Genomic DNA, 13,826 nt, shown 5'->3' on the forward strand with positions numbered 1-13,826 from the left:
GTTGACAAATGCTCGGCACCTGATAGCGTCCGAGGTGGGAGGAAATCATGGCAGAGGGCGCCATCTTCCGCATTGCGGGTCTCGGAAAATCATTCGGCCCCAACGATGTCTTGCGCGGCGTCGCGATGGAGCTTCGCGCCGGCGAGGTCACCGTTCTTATGGGCGCCAATGGCGCCGGTAAGTCGACGCTTGTGAAGATCATGAGCGGCATTCATCAGGCTGATCGAGGCGTGATGATGTTGGCAGACGCGCCTTTCCTGCCCGCCACCCCCGCAGAAGCGATGCGCGCCGGCGTGGTTACCGTGCATCAGAACATCAATGACGGGGTGGTCGGTGCACTCGACGTCGCCACAAACCTGGTGCTTGATCGGCTGAATGATACGGGCCGCGGAATCTTCTTCAATCCGCGTCGCGTGCGCCGCGAGGCAGCGGACGTGGCGGCCCGCATGGGCCTGCGCCTCGATCTTTCCGCCGATGTGACCGAACTGCCGCTCGCCGACCGGCAGATGGTCGCCATCGCCCGAGCGATGGCGCACGAGCCGAAGGTCATGATCCTGGACGAGCCGACCTCTTCGCTTTCGGCCAATGAGGCCGCGCGTCTGTTTGACCTGATCGACCGGCTGCGCGCGCGCGGTGTCGCCATCCTCTATATTTCCCATCGCATGTCCGACATCCGGAGGCTTGCGGACCGCATCTTCAGCTTGCGCGATGGCCAGATCGTTGGCCGTTTCGAGGAGAAGCCGCTCGATTATGAGGGTGCGGTGAACGCAATGCTCGGGCGCAATCTCGGCCGGAGCGGCATAGCCTCCCGTGCTGCTTCACGCCCGATCTTTTCTGCCGAAGGGCTACTGATATCACCGGCTGGCCGACCGTTTTCGCTTACGCTCGGAGCGGGTGAAGTGGTGGCAGTGACGGGGCTCGTCGGCGTCGGCAAGACACGGCTCGCCGAGACCCTATATGGCATTCACGCCCCGCTTGGGGGGACGATGCAGCTCGACGGCAGCGTTTACCGGCCGAAAGCGCCGGCGGAAGCCATTGCCCGCGGCGTCTTTCTCGTCGCGAAGGATCGCGCGCAGACGGGCATCGTGCCGGATTTCAACATCTACGAGAATATGAGCCTGCCGTTTCTGCCTCGTTTCTCGCATTTCGGCGTGGCGCGGCGCCGTGCGGAGCGGGCAAAGGCACGGGAACAGATCAAGGATCTGAAGATCGTCTGCCGCTCCGAGCGCGACGATCTTGCAACGCTGTCGGGCGGCAACCAGCAGAAGGTGACCGTCGCGCGCTGGCTTTCACAACCCTCCCGGCTCCTGATCCTGGATGAGCCCTTCCAGGGCGTGGACATCGCCGCTCGGCACGATATCGCCGCCAAGCTGCGCGAGAGCGCGGCGGATCGCGCCACGCTCCTTTTCCTCACGGAATTGGACGAGGCGCTGGAAACGGCGGACCGCATCCTCGTGATGTCTGAGCACACGATCGTCGGGGAGCACCGCAGCGCGGAAGTCGACATGGAGCGCCTGCTGGCCGATGTGGCGGGGAGGGGCATCGGCGATGCTGCATGAGATATCCGGAAATGCGGGCGTCTCTTCGCGCCCCCGAGCACCGAGGATCATGAGAGGTGACCATGAGTAGCGATCTCGTCGGAAAGCCTGTCACGGAAGCCCAGCCATCCGGCGGCGCCCGCCTTTCCCTGCGCGAACTCGCCATCCGCTATGGTTTCCTGCTTCTGCTGGCTGGTCTCATCGTTTTCTTCTCGCTCGCCACGCGCGGCTTCGCCTCGCCGCAAGCAGCCGTTTTCATCCTCCAGTCGGTCTCCATAACGGGAATCCTGGCGCTCGGCGTGACCGCCACCATGGTGGTGGGCGGCTTCGACCTCTCCATCGGCTCGATCGCCACAAGCGCAATGATGGCCGCGGCCTATGTGATGGTGGTCATGGAGCAGAACGCATTGGTGGCGGTGCTCGTCTGCCTGGCCATCGGTGCGCTGGTCGGCCTGATCAACGGGCTGATCATCTGCTATATGCGCGTGCCGGATCTGCTCGCCACGCTCGGCATGATGTTCCTGCTGATCGGCCTCCAGCGCATCCCGACCGAGGGCCGCTCCATCGCCGCCGGCATGACCATGCCCGACGGCTCGACCGCTGCCGGCACCTTCAGCGCTAATTTCCTGGCGCTGGGCCGGCATCGCTTCGATTTCTTCATTCCCGATCTCGTGCCAGCCTCGGTGGTCGTGCTCATCGTGCTTGCGGTGCTTATCTGGTTTTTCCTGGAATACACGCGCTTCGGCCGCATGATGTATGCCGTAGGTTCCAATGCGCGGGCGGCGGAGTTCGCCGGCGCGCCGGTCAAGGCATACAAGATCTGGGCCTATGTCATCTCCGGCATCTTTTCTTCCATCGGTGGTATCCTTTTGGCCGCTCGTCTCGGGCGCGGCGATATCGCCTCGGGGAACAATCTTCTGCTCGATGCGGTGGCCGCAGCATTGATTGGCTTTGCCGTGCTCGGCGCGGCGAAGCCGAATGCTTTCGGCACCGCTATCGGCGCGCTATTCGTGGGTGTGCTGCTGCAGGGCCTCACGATGATGAACGTGCCCTATTACACGCAGGATTTCGTCAAGGGAGCGGTGCTCGTCATCGCGCTCGTCTTCACTTTCTCGCTGCTCGGCCGCAATGCCCGGTAGCGCTGAAAATTCGGTTCAATGGAGGAGAAAATGATTTTCACAAGAAGAGTTCTGGGCAAGGTTGGGCTTGCCCTTCTGGGGGCGAGTTTCCTGGCACCCGTGGCGGCGATCGCGCAGGACAAACCCGCGCCGTTCGACAACCCCGGCGAGGTCGACATCGCGCTGGTGCGCTATCTTTCGACCGGTGACTTCTTCCAGGCCTATCTTTCGGGGGTAGAGGCTCAGGCCAAGGCGCTCGGCGTCAATCTGCGTGTTTTCGATAGCCGCCAGGATGCTGCGCTGCAGGCCGATATGGTCGACCAGGCGATCGCCCTCGGCGTCGACGGCATCATCATCCAGCACGGCCTGACCGAATCCATGAAGGAAGCCGCCCAGCGCGCGGTCGATGCCGGCATCAAGGTTGTGGCCTTCGACGTGAATGTGGAAAACGAGGCCATCCCGCAGATCGAGCAGTCCGACCGCGACCTCGCCCGCCTCGCCCTGGAACAGGCCATCAAGGACAATGGCGAAAGCTGGAAGGCGGCTTACGTCTACGTCGCCGGCATTGCGCCTCTCGACCGCCGCGACGAGACCTGGCGCGAGTTCAAGGAAAAATATCCGGGCATCGAGGAAGTGGCGCAGTTCGGCACGCTCGACAACCCGATCGCCAATTCCGTGGCCAACCAGGCACGTTCCGTGCTCACCGCCAATCCGGACGTCCAGGTGGTCTTCGCCCCCTATGACGAATTCGCCAAGGGCGTCAAAATTGCCGTGGACGAGGCTGGCATGTCCGGCAACATCAAGATCTATTCCGCTGATATCTCGACGGCTGACATCTCGGCCATGCGCGAGCCGGGCAGTGCCTGGGCAGCCACGGCCGCGACCAATCCGGCGGTTGTCGGCGAGGTTTCGGTTCGCGCGCTCGCCATGCTGCTCGCCGGCGAGGATCCCGGCCAGAGCGTGATCGTGCCTCCGACGCTGATCACGCAGGCTCAGCTGAACGAACAGGATATCAAGAACATGGAAGAACTCTCGCAGAAGCTGCCGCAGTTCGCCCATGCGGATGTTGCCGTTCCGGCCTGGATGCCCCTCCCGCCGCGGGATTGAAGCTTTGCGCTGATCGAGAAGGGCGGCTCACGGCCGCCCTTTTCTTTATCCAGCTTCCCTGATTTCGGTTATCCTGGAAGCCGGAGCGCGCCGTAGGCTATCCTGAACCCCAGAGACCTCAGCGGTTCCGCAAAGCCACAAGCGATCCTGAAGAACGCCACGACGAGCGGCCCGTGCTCGACGTCCAGCGGTAAATGGGTCCGGCTCTCGCTTCGCTCAGGCGGGGATGACGAAGTGACGCCTATCTCAACGCGGCCGCGATATTGCCGCCGTCGACGGTTGTCACATTGCCGGTGGTGCGCTCGGCCAGCGCCTGATGCAGGAAGGCCTGCGCCACATCCTCGGCCCGCACTTCGAGGCCGAGCAGGTTCCCGCCCATATATTCCTTTTCCGAAACGCCGCGTGCCTTGGCCCGGTTGGCGATCATCTCGTCCGTCAAGAGCCCCGAGCGGATGCGGTCGGCGTTCACCGCGTTGGAGCGCACGCCGATCGCGCCATAATCAATCGCATACTGGCGGGAAAGGAAGAGGGTGGCCGCCTTTGGCAGGCCATAGGCGCCGAAATTCGGCCCCGGATTGACCGCCTGCTTGGAGGTGTTGAAGAGCAGAACGCCGCCTGTCTTCTGCATCTTGAAGATGCGCACCGCATTGCTTGCTACGCTCTGATGGGCGAAGAAATTGAGCTCGAAGCTTTTCCTGAGCAGAGCGTCGTCGACCTCGCCGATCCTGCCCTCCCAGGCCGCACCGGCATTCGAGATCACGATATCGACGCCGCCATAGGTATTCACCGCCTTGTCGAAGGCTCCACGCACGTCTGCCGGATTCGTTACGTCCGCACCGATCCCTATCGAGTTGTTGCCGGCGTCCTTGGCTGCGGCCTGGGCGTTCTCCCCGTCGAGATCGACCACGACCACATGCGCGCCATAGGAGGCGAACAGTTTTGCTGTGGCCGCGCCGATAGCGCCTGCGCCCCCTGTCACGAGCATGACTTGGCCGGAGAGCGGCTTCGGCTTGTTGGAGGCGAGTTTCGCCTGTTCCAGGGACCAGTATTCCAGCTCGAAAAGATCGGAGAGCGCCAGCGGGTGGAACGAGCCGATCGCTTCGGCTCCGGTCACTGCCTCGATCAGCATTTCACCCACATCGGCAGCGATCTTGGCCTCTTTGAGGCTGCGGCCGTGGCCGAAAAGCCCCAGACCGCGAACGAGCGTCAGCCGCGGCATGGGGTCGAGCATGGTGCGCGTCACGTCGTCCCGCGCGTCATTGGTTTCGAAATAATCCCGGTATCGGTTGGAGTACTCCGCCACCCGCTCACGGACGATGTTGGAATAGTCCTCCAGCTTGCCAGTTTCAGGCGCCGGCAGAACCATGGGACCCGTCTTGATGCGGATCGAGAGATCAGGCGTTGAGACGCCGCGCCTGGCGAGATCCTCCGCCGTATCGGCGTTCACATAATCCAGGATCTTGGGCGACGTACGGAAATCGCAGACCATGCGATCAAACCGGCCTTCGCCATGGTCGACTGCCACCGCACCGCGCAGATAGGGCGCGATCTCAGAAGGTGATGCGAGCGAGGAGGGCAGGGCGGCCGCGGAAAACGGCTTCCTGCCCTTTCTCGCCACGAATTCCTCCGCCAGCGTCACGAACTCGATCATGAGATCGTAGGCTTCCTTCGCCCCTTCGGCGAAGGTGAAGATGCCGTGCTTGTCCAGGATCAGGCCCTCGACGGAAGGATCCGACTCGTAGATCTCGGCCGCCGCCTTGGCGAGGTCAAAGCCCGGCTTGATATACGGCACGAAACCCAGGCGCTTGCCGAAGACCTCGCGGCAGAGCGGCTCGCTTTCCTTCTGGTCCACCAAAGCCAGAATGGCCGTCGAATGCGTATGATCGACGAATTTATGCGGAAGAAATGCGTGCAGAAGCGTTTCGATGGAAGGGTTGGGCGCATACGGGTCGATGAGATTCGCCCTCTGCATCGCCACCATGTCTTCATCCGACAGCTGGTCCAGCTTTCGCGCGGCGAGCAGCGCCTCCATCTTGACGGCCGGCAGGCCGGCCGGCTCGATCACCGCCATGTCCCAGCCGCTGCCCTTTACGCAGAGCACGTCCCATTCCTGGCCGAGCAGATCCCTGGTCTTGGTTTTCAGAGAGGTGTTACCGCCGCCATGGAGCACAAGCCTGGGCTCGCCGCCCAGAAGCCGCGTCGTATAGACCCGAAGCGCCAGATCGCGATCCACTCCCTTTGCGCCATAGGCGTTTACGAGCTTTTCGGCTTCGCTGTCGTTCCAGAGGTTCTGCATCGTCTTCCCGCCTGTCATCATTGAGGGGCTTCACGCGGTTGCGCGTGTGGCTTCGTCCTTGGATTGAGTTGCGTTTGCGTGGTCGAGCAGGCGTTTGGCCATGCGCGACGTTAGCACGAGATGTGTCGAAAACCGGCCTTTGAGCGCGGCCAGGAGCGGCTCGAACTTCTCGTCCTCCTGCACCACCATCAGCCGGCGTGGAATGGCGCGAATGGCGTCGAAATCAGCCGAGATCATGCGGCGATTGTAGTCGCAGTCGAGCAATGTGCCTTCCTCGGTGATCACCTGGCCTGCAATGACACCGACCCCGCCCTTCCGCTTGATGTCGGAAAATTCCTTCAGGCTCAGCGCGCCGCATTTGATCACATGGCTGTCTTCGTTGAGGGTGCCGACAGTGAAAAGCGCAAGGTCGCAGGAACTGACCCCTTCCAACTGCTCGCGAATGACCGGTTCTTCGCGCAATTGCCGCGCAAGCTCTTCGGTGCTCAGCACCAGCGGTGCATAGCAGTTCAAGCCTTTGGCGTTCAGCCTGCGCGCAATCTCCATGGTGCATTGGTCCGGCCGATAGGAATAGGGCGAGCCGAGATTGCCGCAGAGTTCCACGACCGTGACGTCCTGCCGGTCCGCATAGGACATGGCGTCCGCCATCGCGTATACCGTACGGCCCCAGGCGACGCCCACGCGATCGCCATTGTGCACCATTTCGAGAAAAACATTCGCCGCCAGCGTCGGAATTTCCGCGGCCGCATCGTGCGCCAACCCTTCCTCGCTCACCATCCAAACGGAGTCGAGCCCGTAAGCGTCCTCCAACTGGCGGGCCATCATGTCGTCGCGGAAGAGATCGGTGGAAGTGGAGATGGTGACGATCCCCATTTCTCGTGCGCGGCGCAGATAAAGCGCCACCGACGCGCGCGAAATATTGAGCCGCTGGGCTACCTCGTCCTGCCGCAGCCCGTGCGTGTAATAAAGCCAGGCGGCCTTGTGGACGATCTGTTCTGCAGAACGAAGCGCCATCTTTCCTCCTCGGATTAGACATTATTCATGGCCATTAACAAAAGTCAATCAGACCCCTCTCCCCCAGGTGAGATGCCGGCTTAAGGCCACGAAAATGCGCAGCCGACAACGATCGGCCGGCACGGCAAAGCCTGCAGCCGTGGGGCGGAGATTTAGAAATCGCGGCCTATCGCGACCTTACGCCGAGATCCGCTCGAAGCAGGCGAAGTAAAAACCGTCGGTATCGGTCGTGGCGGGTGTGAGCGTAATGCCATTGGCCAGGCGCGGCTTTGCCTTCGCTCCTGGAAGACGTTGATGCCAATACGCTTCGTAATCGACCGGGCGGAACTCGGGCGAGCGGGCCAGGAAGGCGGCAGCCTGATCCGCGTTCTCTTCCTGGAAGATCGAGCAGGTGATGTAGGCGAGCCGCCCTCCAGACCGAACATATCGGCTTGCGGCGTCGAGGATTGTGGACTGCTCCGTGCGCCGGGTCTCGAGCTGCTGGGCCGTAAGACGCCATTTCGCATCCGGGCGACGGCGCCACGTGCCGGAGCCGGTGCAGGGCGCGTCCACCACCACCAGATCCATTTGGCCCGCAAGGCGCTCCAGTTGCGGAGCTTCCGTGACCACCTGCACGTTTCGGCATCCTGCCCGCTTGAGCCGTTCAAAGATGGGCGCGAGCCGCTGCCGGTCCGCGTCATAGGCGTGGACCTGCCCGCGATTGTCCATCATCGCGGAGAAGGCCAGGGTCTTGCCGCCCGCACCTGCGCAGAAATCGAGCACCTGCTCGCCCTGAGCGGGTCCTGCCAGTTCTGCTACAATCTGCGAACCTTCGTCCTGCACCTCGAACCAGCCTTTCTGGAAAGCCGGCTCCGCCTGCACATTGGGATGGCGGCCATCGCCTGAAATCGGCGCTATGCGAAGGCCGTTCGGCGCCAGCGCCGCCGGGACTGCGCCGGTTCGCGACAGGGCCGAAAGCACCTTCTCCCGCGTCGCTTTCAGGCGATTCGCCCGCATGTCGAGAGGCGGCCGCGAGGCGAGGGCAGCGCCTTCCCCGGCCCACTCGGAGCCGAATGCCCTTTCCATCAGCGTCTCACACCAATCCGGCGCATTGGCGCGCACGGAGGCCGGCAGATCTTCCGAAAGCCTGGAACGGAGAGTCCCGAGCTCCTCCTCGATCAGCGAGGGTGGGCCAAAGCGGTCGTCTTGAAGAGAGCCGATGAGTTGTTCTGGTGAAACACCGTTCTCGATGAGGTAAGCGCCCAGAACCAGCGTGCGGGCCGTCTCTGCATCGAAGATCCAGGCTGCCTCACGCCGCCGGCGCAAAGCGTCGTAGACGAAATTGCCAATGGCCGCCCGATCGCCCGCTCCGGCGAAACGATGTGACAGCCCCCAGTCCCGCATCGCATCCGCCGCGGGACGGTGACGTGTTTCGATGTCCTCGAGAATCTCGATGGCCGCAGCAAGCCGCCCGCCAAGTCGCATGATGAGCCTTTCCGGTATACCCGTCTTGGGGCTCTGGCTAACCCGAGAGGCGTGGATGTACAAGTGGCAAAGAAAAGAAGAGGGCGCAGATTGCTCTGCGCCCCAAGTTGGGGGAGGAACATCGTAGGAGCTGATGAAAATCGGGCCCCGCAATCAGGATTGATCAGGCCGCAACAAGTTCCCTGGCCTGGCGGTGGTAAACCGGACCATTGCAAGCGAGCGCTGTCCGCATCCGCATTATCACCCGGTCGGATATTTCGAAAACGCCGCAGCACACGGGCTGGCGGCCAAATCCTTCGGCCCTGCCGACCTGTTTAGGAAACGCGCCCATCCTGTCATAGATGCGCTGCCAGGCCGGCTCGTAATTGGCCACCAATGCCCTGACGCCGTTAACCCGGCACCATTCTATGGCGGCCAATGCCAAAATGCCGAACGCCTTGCCGGCATCCATGCCTGGAAAGTCGCGTGCGAGATTTCCGGAATGGATGCATGCACGGGTCGCCTCCCAGATCCCGGGTGCTGCCAAGGAGGCGTCCGGCATGGTCTCGCGAAACACGTCGAAAAGTAGAGTTGGGCCGGTCGTCGGAAGCAGCCGCATGGATGCGTAAAGGGCAACCCGCTCCGGATCGTACCAGGCGAGATAAACCGGCCCCAGCGTGTCGTAGTGATCCCGTTCATAGTGCCCAACGAGCGAAACCTCCCATTTCAGAGCATCGTGGAAGACCTGCTTGCGCAGGCGAAACATCTGGTCGAGAACATCTGCATGCTCATCGATCTGGTCAGGCGCGATGGATATGAACATAGTTCCCTCCGCATCTTGGGCGAAGGGATTGTCCTATGGGGTCAGGCGGAGAAAAATCGCCCCAAATGATCGCCCCCATATGGGAGGGGTCACAAGGAGATGATCCTGAAGTGAACGGCCTTCGCAACCGCCTGTGAAAGCGTGCTGCAGTCAAGCTTGTTGCGCACCGATTTAAGGTAGGCGCGCACCGTGTTTGCCGACAGTTGAAGGATGATCGCAATAGCGCGATAGTCCTTCCCGCGGGCTGTCCATCGCAGGCACTCCACTTCCCGCGGACTCAGATGCGGGAAATGGTCCTCCTCGCCATAGATTTCGAGGATCGCCTGGCGATGTAGCCTTTGTCCGATCTCGGCGAGAGCGGCAGAATGGCCGTCGAGGAAGGCAGTCCATTCGTCCGGGCTTCTGGAAGACGTCACCGAAAGCAGCGAGCGCCGCCCCTCGCGATCGACAATGGGAATGGAATAACCGTTTGCGCCAAGCCCGAAGGCTTTTGCCTCCGCCATAAGCTGATGCTCGGCGGGAGAAAGCTCCAGGCTTTCCCAGCCGAAGGGCTCTTGCGCGGCGAAGCCGTGCCTGACTACCGGATCAACATTGACGTAGTTGCGCAGCAGATAGCGTTTGACCCACTCGGCGGGATAGGTGCTTTTGACATAGGGGGTGTCGAAAGTGCCGGCGATGCTCTTGGCCACCTGGAAGGTGGCATGGTCCAGGCCATAGGCGAGCCGCAAGACCTGCACGGCCGTTTCCACGGATGGTGAACGGGTGACGGCATCGATGGCCGCCGCCCACTGGGTCTCCTCATAAGCCTGTCTGATTGCGTTCATGGATTACCCCCCTGTTTCCGCCGCAGGCTTGAACATGAACATGATTATAAAAACACTTCAAGTACTTGATAATACATGCGCAGGTTGAGTGATGCCGAAACGCTAATCTTCTTTTTGTGGTAGACCGCCTCCCAAATCGTACCAACCGGTCACGGATATTTTACAAATAGCGCGGTGGTGGCTGGAAGTATGTGAGACGGCAGGCGAAGACTGCTCGTGGCAGCAAAAAAGGGCGCGGATTTCTCCACGCCCTTTTTCTGTTTCGAAAAGGTGGTCCGTTACTGAGCGGCAGCCTGCGGCGTGGCATTGGTGACGGGAATGGCGTTGGCGACATAACCATGCAATTCTTTCAGGGCGGCGCGAACGCCATCGCCGTAATCGGGATGGATGCGGTCGAAATGGACGAGCTGGCGCTCGATGATCTCGCCCGGAACCCCCGTCATGGCAGCGGCGATGTTCGAGAACAGCCTTGCTTTCTGCTCGGCGTCGAACAGGTTGAAGAGGGCGCGCGGCTGCGAATAATCGTCGTTGCCGACCCGGTGGTTATAGCGCTCCGCATCCCCCGAGATCCGCAGTGGCGGCTCCTTTGCCGAAGGCTGCTCGACGGCGGCGCCTGGAACGCTGTTCGGCTCGTAATACGCATCCACATTGCCGGTCTTCTGGCCGAAGAAGTTCATCTGGCCGTCCTTGTGGTAGTGGTGCACTGGGCAGCGCGGCGCGTTGACCGGCAGCGCTTCGTAGTGGGTGCCGAGGCGATAGCGGTGCGCGTCCGCATAGGAGAAGATGCGCGCCTGCAGCATCTTGTCCGGCGAGAAACCGATCCCGGGAACGATGTTCGACGGAGAAAATGCAGCCTGCTCGATCTCGGCAAAGTAGTTCTCGGGATTGCGGTTGAGCTCGAGAACGCCGATGTCGATCGGCGGATAATCCGCATGCGGCCAGACCTTCGTCAGATCGAACGGGTTGTAGGGCGTCTTCTCCGCGTCGAGTTCGGGCATGATCTGCACCTGCACCTTCCACTTCGGGAATTCGCCGCGCTCGATCGCGCCAAACAGCGCCTCCTGATAGCTCTCGCGGGTCTTGCCGATAACGCGCTCGGCCTCCTCATTGGTGTGGAATTTGTGGCCTTGCAGCGTCTTGAAGTGGAACTTCACCCAGTAGCGCTCGCCCGCGTCATTCCAGAACGAGTAGGTGTGCGAACCATAGCCGTTCATGTGCATCGGGCTGACGGGCAGACCCCGGTCCGACATCAGGATCGTGACCTGATGAAGCGATTCCGGCGACAGCGACCAGAAATCCCACATCGCCTTGGGCGAGCGCAGATTGGTCTTGGGATGTCGCTTCTGCGTGTGGATGAAGTCAGGGAACTTGTAGGGATCGCGCACGAAGAAGACGGGGGTGTTGTTGCCCACGAGATCCCAGTTGCCTTCCTCCGTATAGAACTTGACGGAGAAGCCGCGCACGTCACGCTCCGCGTCGGCCGCGCCGAGTTCACCTGCCACCGTGGAGAAGCGCAGGAGCAGCGGCGTTTCCTTGCCCGGCTGCAGCGCCTTTGCACGCGTATATTTGGAAATGTCGCCCGTGATCTTGAGCGTTCCATACGCGCCCCATCCCTTCGCGTGGACCACCCGCTCGGGAATGCGCTCACGGTTCTGGTGCGCAAGCTTTTCAATGAGCTGGTAATCCTGCAGCAGGACCGGACCACGCTCGCCGGCGGTCAATGAATTCTGGTTGTCGGCGATCGGCGCGCCTGCGGTGGTCGTCAGCGTCGGTTTCTCGGCCATGCAATTCTCCCTGCTATCGCGCGGAAAAAAGCTGCTCGCGCGTCGTGTCTAAATTGGAACAATTCCAAACTAGCCGCTGTTCGTGATAAAGGCCAATTGCCTTTGCTAGTTGCCTCGATAAGATATCCTTATGACGCGACTGACCCTTCGACAGATGCAGTATTTCCAGAAACTGGCCGACGTCCTCCATTTCGGACGCGCTGCCGCCGCCTGCGGGGTGACGCAGCCGGCCCTGTCGGCGCAGATCGCTGAAATGGAAGCGCAGCTTGGGTTCCAGCTCTTCGAGCGCGGTGGCGGCGTTGTCCGGCTCACCCAGGAGGCACGGGAACTGCGGCCACGCATCGAACGCATCCTTGCCGAGGTGGAGGATCTGGAGCAGATGGCCCGGCGTGACAGGAATGCGCTTGAAGACCGGTTCAGACTGGGGATCATCCCAACGGTCGCGCCGTTCCTGCTGCCGCGTCTCCTACCGCGGCTCAGGCAGGATTTTCCCGCCCTGAGGCTGGAATTGCGTGAAGCGGTGACGGACACGTTGATAGAAGAGACGAGCGGCGGAAGGCTTGACGGCATGATTGCCGGAGCGCCCATCGAATCCGCCCAGCTCAAATGCGAATTGCTGTTTGAGGATCGCTTCTATCTGGCTGTTCCCGAGGCGGAAGCGGAGAGGATAGCGCCGCCTGTCGCGCAGGAGAGCATGGCGCTGGAACGGCTGATGCTGTTGGAGGATGGTCATTGCATGCGTAACCAGGCGCTCGCGATATGCGGCATGGTCAAGCCGGTTACGATGGCAAGCTTTGGAGCGACAAGCCTCATGACGCTGGTCCAGCTTGTAGCGCATGGTTTCGGTGTCACCCTGATACCGGAAATGGCGCGGGCGTCTGCCGAGGCGCAACAAGGCGTCCGCATTCTCCCCTTTGCCGAGCCGGCACCCTCGCGCACCATCTGTCTCGCCTGGCGCAGGACCAACCCACGCGAAGCGGATTTTTCCGCGCTAAGTAAAACGGTCAAGGATTTGTTCGGTTATGGCGGAAGAACCGGACGCCCTAGTTAAATTAATCTGATTTATTGCGTTTATCCCCAAGTTGTAGGATGTTTCGGTATTTACAATTGTGGGGATGATTCGATCATGAGAGCCTACATAGCGGAAGTATTCGGCACATTCTGCCTGGTGTTTATCGGGTGCGGGAGTGTGGTGCTCGGCGGCTTCGGCCCGCTGATTCCGACGGGGGGCGCTTTGGGCATAGCGGTCGCCTTTGGTGTTGCCGTGGTGGCAATGGCTTATGCCGTTGGCCCGGTTTCAGGCGCCCACCTCAATCCAGCGGTTACGGTGGGGGCGTTCCTCGCGGGGCGTCTGCCAGCAAAGGACGTCGCGCCTTACATGATCTCGCAGGTTGTGGGCGGTGTTCTGGGCGCGCTGGTGCTCTGGATCATCGCGTCCGGTAAGACAGGCGGTGCACCCGCCAGCCTCGGCGCCAATGGTTGGAGCGACTATTCGACTGCCGCCGCGTTCATCGGCGAGGTCGTGGCCACCTTCATTTTCGTCATGGTGATCCTGGGTGTGACTTCCGAAAGGCACACGACGGTAATGGCGGGTCTCGTCATCGGCCTTACGCTGACCGCAATCCATATCTGCTTCATCGCGGTCACCGGCACCTCGGTCAATCCGGCTCGCTCCATCGGACCGGCGCTGTTCTCGGGTGGCGCGGCGATCTCGCAGCTCTGGCTGTTCATCATCGCTCCGCTGATCGGCGGCGCGCTGGCCGGGCTCGTCTACAAGTCTCGTGCGCTTGAGAACACACAGCCAGACCTTCTCAAGAAGGCCCAGGCCTGAGTTTTCTATAGCGCGGTGCGTCCATTCGGATGCACAAAAGCCGCTGTT

11 protein-coding genes are annotated in these 13,826 nt (G+C 61.5%); 5 read left to right on the forward strand and 6 right to left on the reverse strand.

The window, feature by feature from the left end; all coding sequences use genetic code 11:
- Positions 1-47 precede the first annotated feature (47 nt).
- The 3 genes from CHEJ32_RS0111920 (at position 48) to CHEJ32_RS0111930 (ending at position 3,763) form a co-directional block, all read left to right on the forward strand.
- A complete protein-coding gene (locus CHEJ32_RS0111920; RefSeq protein WP_028034081.1) occupies positions 48-1,559 on the forward strand; it encodes a sugar ABC transporter ATP-binding protein in 1,512 nt (503 codons plus the stop codon).
- A gap of 62 nt (positions 1,560-1,621) precedes the next feature.
- Positions 1,622-2,677 carry an ABC transporter permease gene (locus CHEJ32_RS0111925; protein WP_051469622.1) on the forward strand — a complete coding sequence of 352 codons (1,056 nt, stop codon included), beginning with the start codon at positions 1,622-1,624 and terminating at the stop codon, positions 2,675-2,677.
- A 30-nt stretch (positions 2,678-2,707) separates the two neighbouring features.
- Positions 2,708-3,763 carry a substrate-binding domain-containing protein gene (locus CHEJ32_RS0111930; protein WP_028034083.1) on the forward strand — a complete coding sequence of 352 codons (1,056 nt, stop codon included), beginning with the start codon at positions 2,708-2,710 and terminating at the stop codon, positions 3,761-3,763.
- Positions 3,764-4,004: 241 nt separating this feature from the next.
- On the opposite strand, the gene CHEJ32_RS0111935 is transcribed toward CHEJ32_RS0111930, so the two are convergent.
- The 6 genes from CHEJ32_RS0111935 to katA form a co-directional block, all read right to left on the reverse strand.
- Positions 4,005-6,059: a bifunctional aldolase/short-chain dehydrogenase gene (locus CHEJ32_RS0111935; RefSeq protein WP_028034084.1), complete on the reverse strand. Its 2,055-nt coding sequence runs from the start codon at positions 6,057-6,059 to the stop codon at positions 4,005-4,007.
- Positions 6,060-6,089: 30 nt separating this feature from the next.
- The gene (locus tag CHEJ32_RS0111940; RefSeq protein WP_028034085.1) at positions 6,090-7,073 is read right to left on the reverse strand and encodes a sugar-binding transcriptional regulator; all 984 of its coding nucleotides are present in this window, start codon (positions 7,071-7,073) and stop codon (positions 6,090-6,092) included.
- Positions 7,074-7,250: 177 nt separating this feature from the next.
- A complete protein-coding gene (locus CHEJ32_RS0111945; RefSeq protein ID WP_028034086.1) occupies positions 7,251-8,537 on the reverse strand; it encodes an RsmB/NOP family class I SAM-dependent RNA methyltransferase in 1,287 nt (428 codons plus the stop codon).
- Positions 8,538-8,700: 163 nt separating this feature from the next.
- On the reverse strand, positions 8,701-9,339 hold the full coding sequence (locus CHEJ32_RS0111950; RefSeq protein ID WP_028034087.1) for an acyl-homoserine-lactone synthase: 639 nt from the start codon (positions 9,337-9,339) through the stop codon (positions 8,701-8,703).
- An 89-nt stretch (positions 9,340-9,428) separates the two neighbouring features.
- Complete coding sequence (locus CHEJ32_RS0111955; protein WP_028034088.1) at positions 9,429-10,163, reverse strand: LuxR family transcriptional regulator; 735 nt, start codon at positions 10,161-10,163, stop codon at positions 9,429-9,431.
- A 278-nt stretch (positions 10,164-10,441) separates the two neighbouring features.
- Positions 10,442-11,947: a catalase KatA gene (gene katA / locus CHEJ32_RS0111960; RefSeq protein ID WP_028034089.1), complete on the reverse strand. Its 1,506-nt coding sequence runs from the start codon at positions 11,945-11,947 to the stop codon at positions 10,442-10,444.
- 130 nt (positions 11,948-12,077) lie between these two features.
- Here katA and CHEJ32_RS0111965 point away from each other — a divergent pair, with 130 nt between their 5' ends.
- Together CHEJ32_RS0111965 and CHEJ32_RS0111970 are read left to right on the forward strand one after the other, a co-directional pair.
- Positions 12,078-12,998 (forward strand): hydrogen peroxide-inducible genes activator, encoded by a 921-nt coding sequence (locus CHEJ32_RS0111965; RefSeq protein WP_028034090.1) that lies wholly within the window; start codon positions 12,078-12,080, stop codon positions 12,996-12,998.
- Positions 12,999-13,073: 75 nt separating this feature from the next.
- Positions 13,074-13,778, forward strand: coding sequence for an MIP family channel protein (locus CHEJ32_RS0111970; protein ID WP_028034091.1), 705 nt, complete (start codon positions 13,074-13,076; stop codon positions 13,776-13,778).
- The last annotated feature ends 48 nt before the right edge of the window (positions 13,779-13,826 follow it).

It is taken from the genome of Chelativorans sp. J32, from assembly GCF_000518985.1.
Taxonomy (GTDB): domain Bacteria; phylum Pseudomonadota; class Alphaproteobacteria; order Rhizobiales; family Rhizobiaceae; genus Chelativorans.

Excerpts from the sequence above, each read along its gene's own strand:
- CHEJ32_RS0111945 (WP_028034086.1), bottom strand. The coding sequence starts at position 8,537 with ATGCGACTTGGCGGGCGGCTTGCTGCGGCCATCGAGATTCTCGAGGAC.
- CHEJ32_RS0111920 (WP_028034081.1), top strand. The coding sequence starts at position 48 with ATGGCAGAGGGCGCCATCTTCCGCATTGCGGGTCTCGGAAAATCATTC.
- CHEJ32_RS0111935 (WP_028034084.1), bottom strand. The coding sequence starts at position 6,059 with ATGCAGAACCTCTGGAACGACAGCGAAGCCGAAAAGCTCGTAAACGCC.
- CHEJ32_RS0111965 (WP_028034090.1), top strand. The coding sequence starts at position 12,078 with ATGACGCGACTGACCCTTCGACAGATGCAGTATTTCCAGAAACTGGCC.
- CHEJ32_RS0111970 (WP_028034091.1), top strand. The coding sequence starts at position 13,074 with ATGAGAGCCTACATAGCGGAAGTATTCGGCACATTCTGCCTGGTGTTT.
- CHEJ32_RS0111950 (WP_028034087.1), bottom strand. The coding sequence starts at position 9,339 with ATGTTCATATCCATCGCGCCTGACCAGATCGATGAGCATGCAGATGTT.
- CHEJ32_RS0111940 (WP_028034085.1), bottom strand. The coding sequence starts at position 7,073 with ATGGCGCTTCGTTCTGCAGAACAGATCGTCCACAAGGCCGCCTGGCTT.
- CHEJ32_RS0111930 (WP_028034083.1), top strand. The coding sequence starts at position 2,708 with ATGATTTTCACAAGAAGAGTTCTGGGCAAGGTTGGGCTTGCCCTTCTG.
- katA (WP_028034089.1), bottom strand. The coding sequence starts at position 11,947 with ATGGCCGAGAAACCGACGCTGACGACCACCGCAGGCGCGCCGATCGCC.
- CHEJ32_RS0111955 (WP_028034088.1), bottom strand. The coding sequence starts at position 10,163 with ATGAACGCAATCAGACAGGCTTATGAGGAGACCCAGTGGGCGGCGGCC.
- CHEJ32_RS0111925 (WP_051469622.1), top strand. The coding sequence starts at position 1,622 with ATGAGTAGCGATCTCGTCGGAAAGCCTGTCACGGAAGCCCAGCCATCC.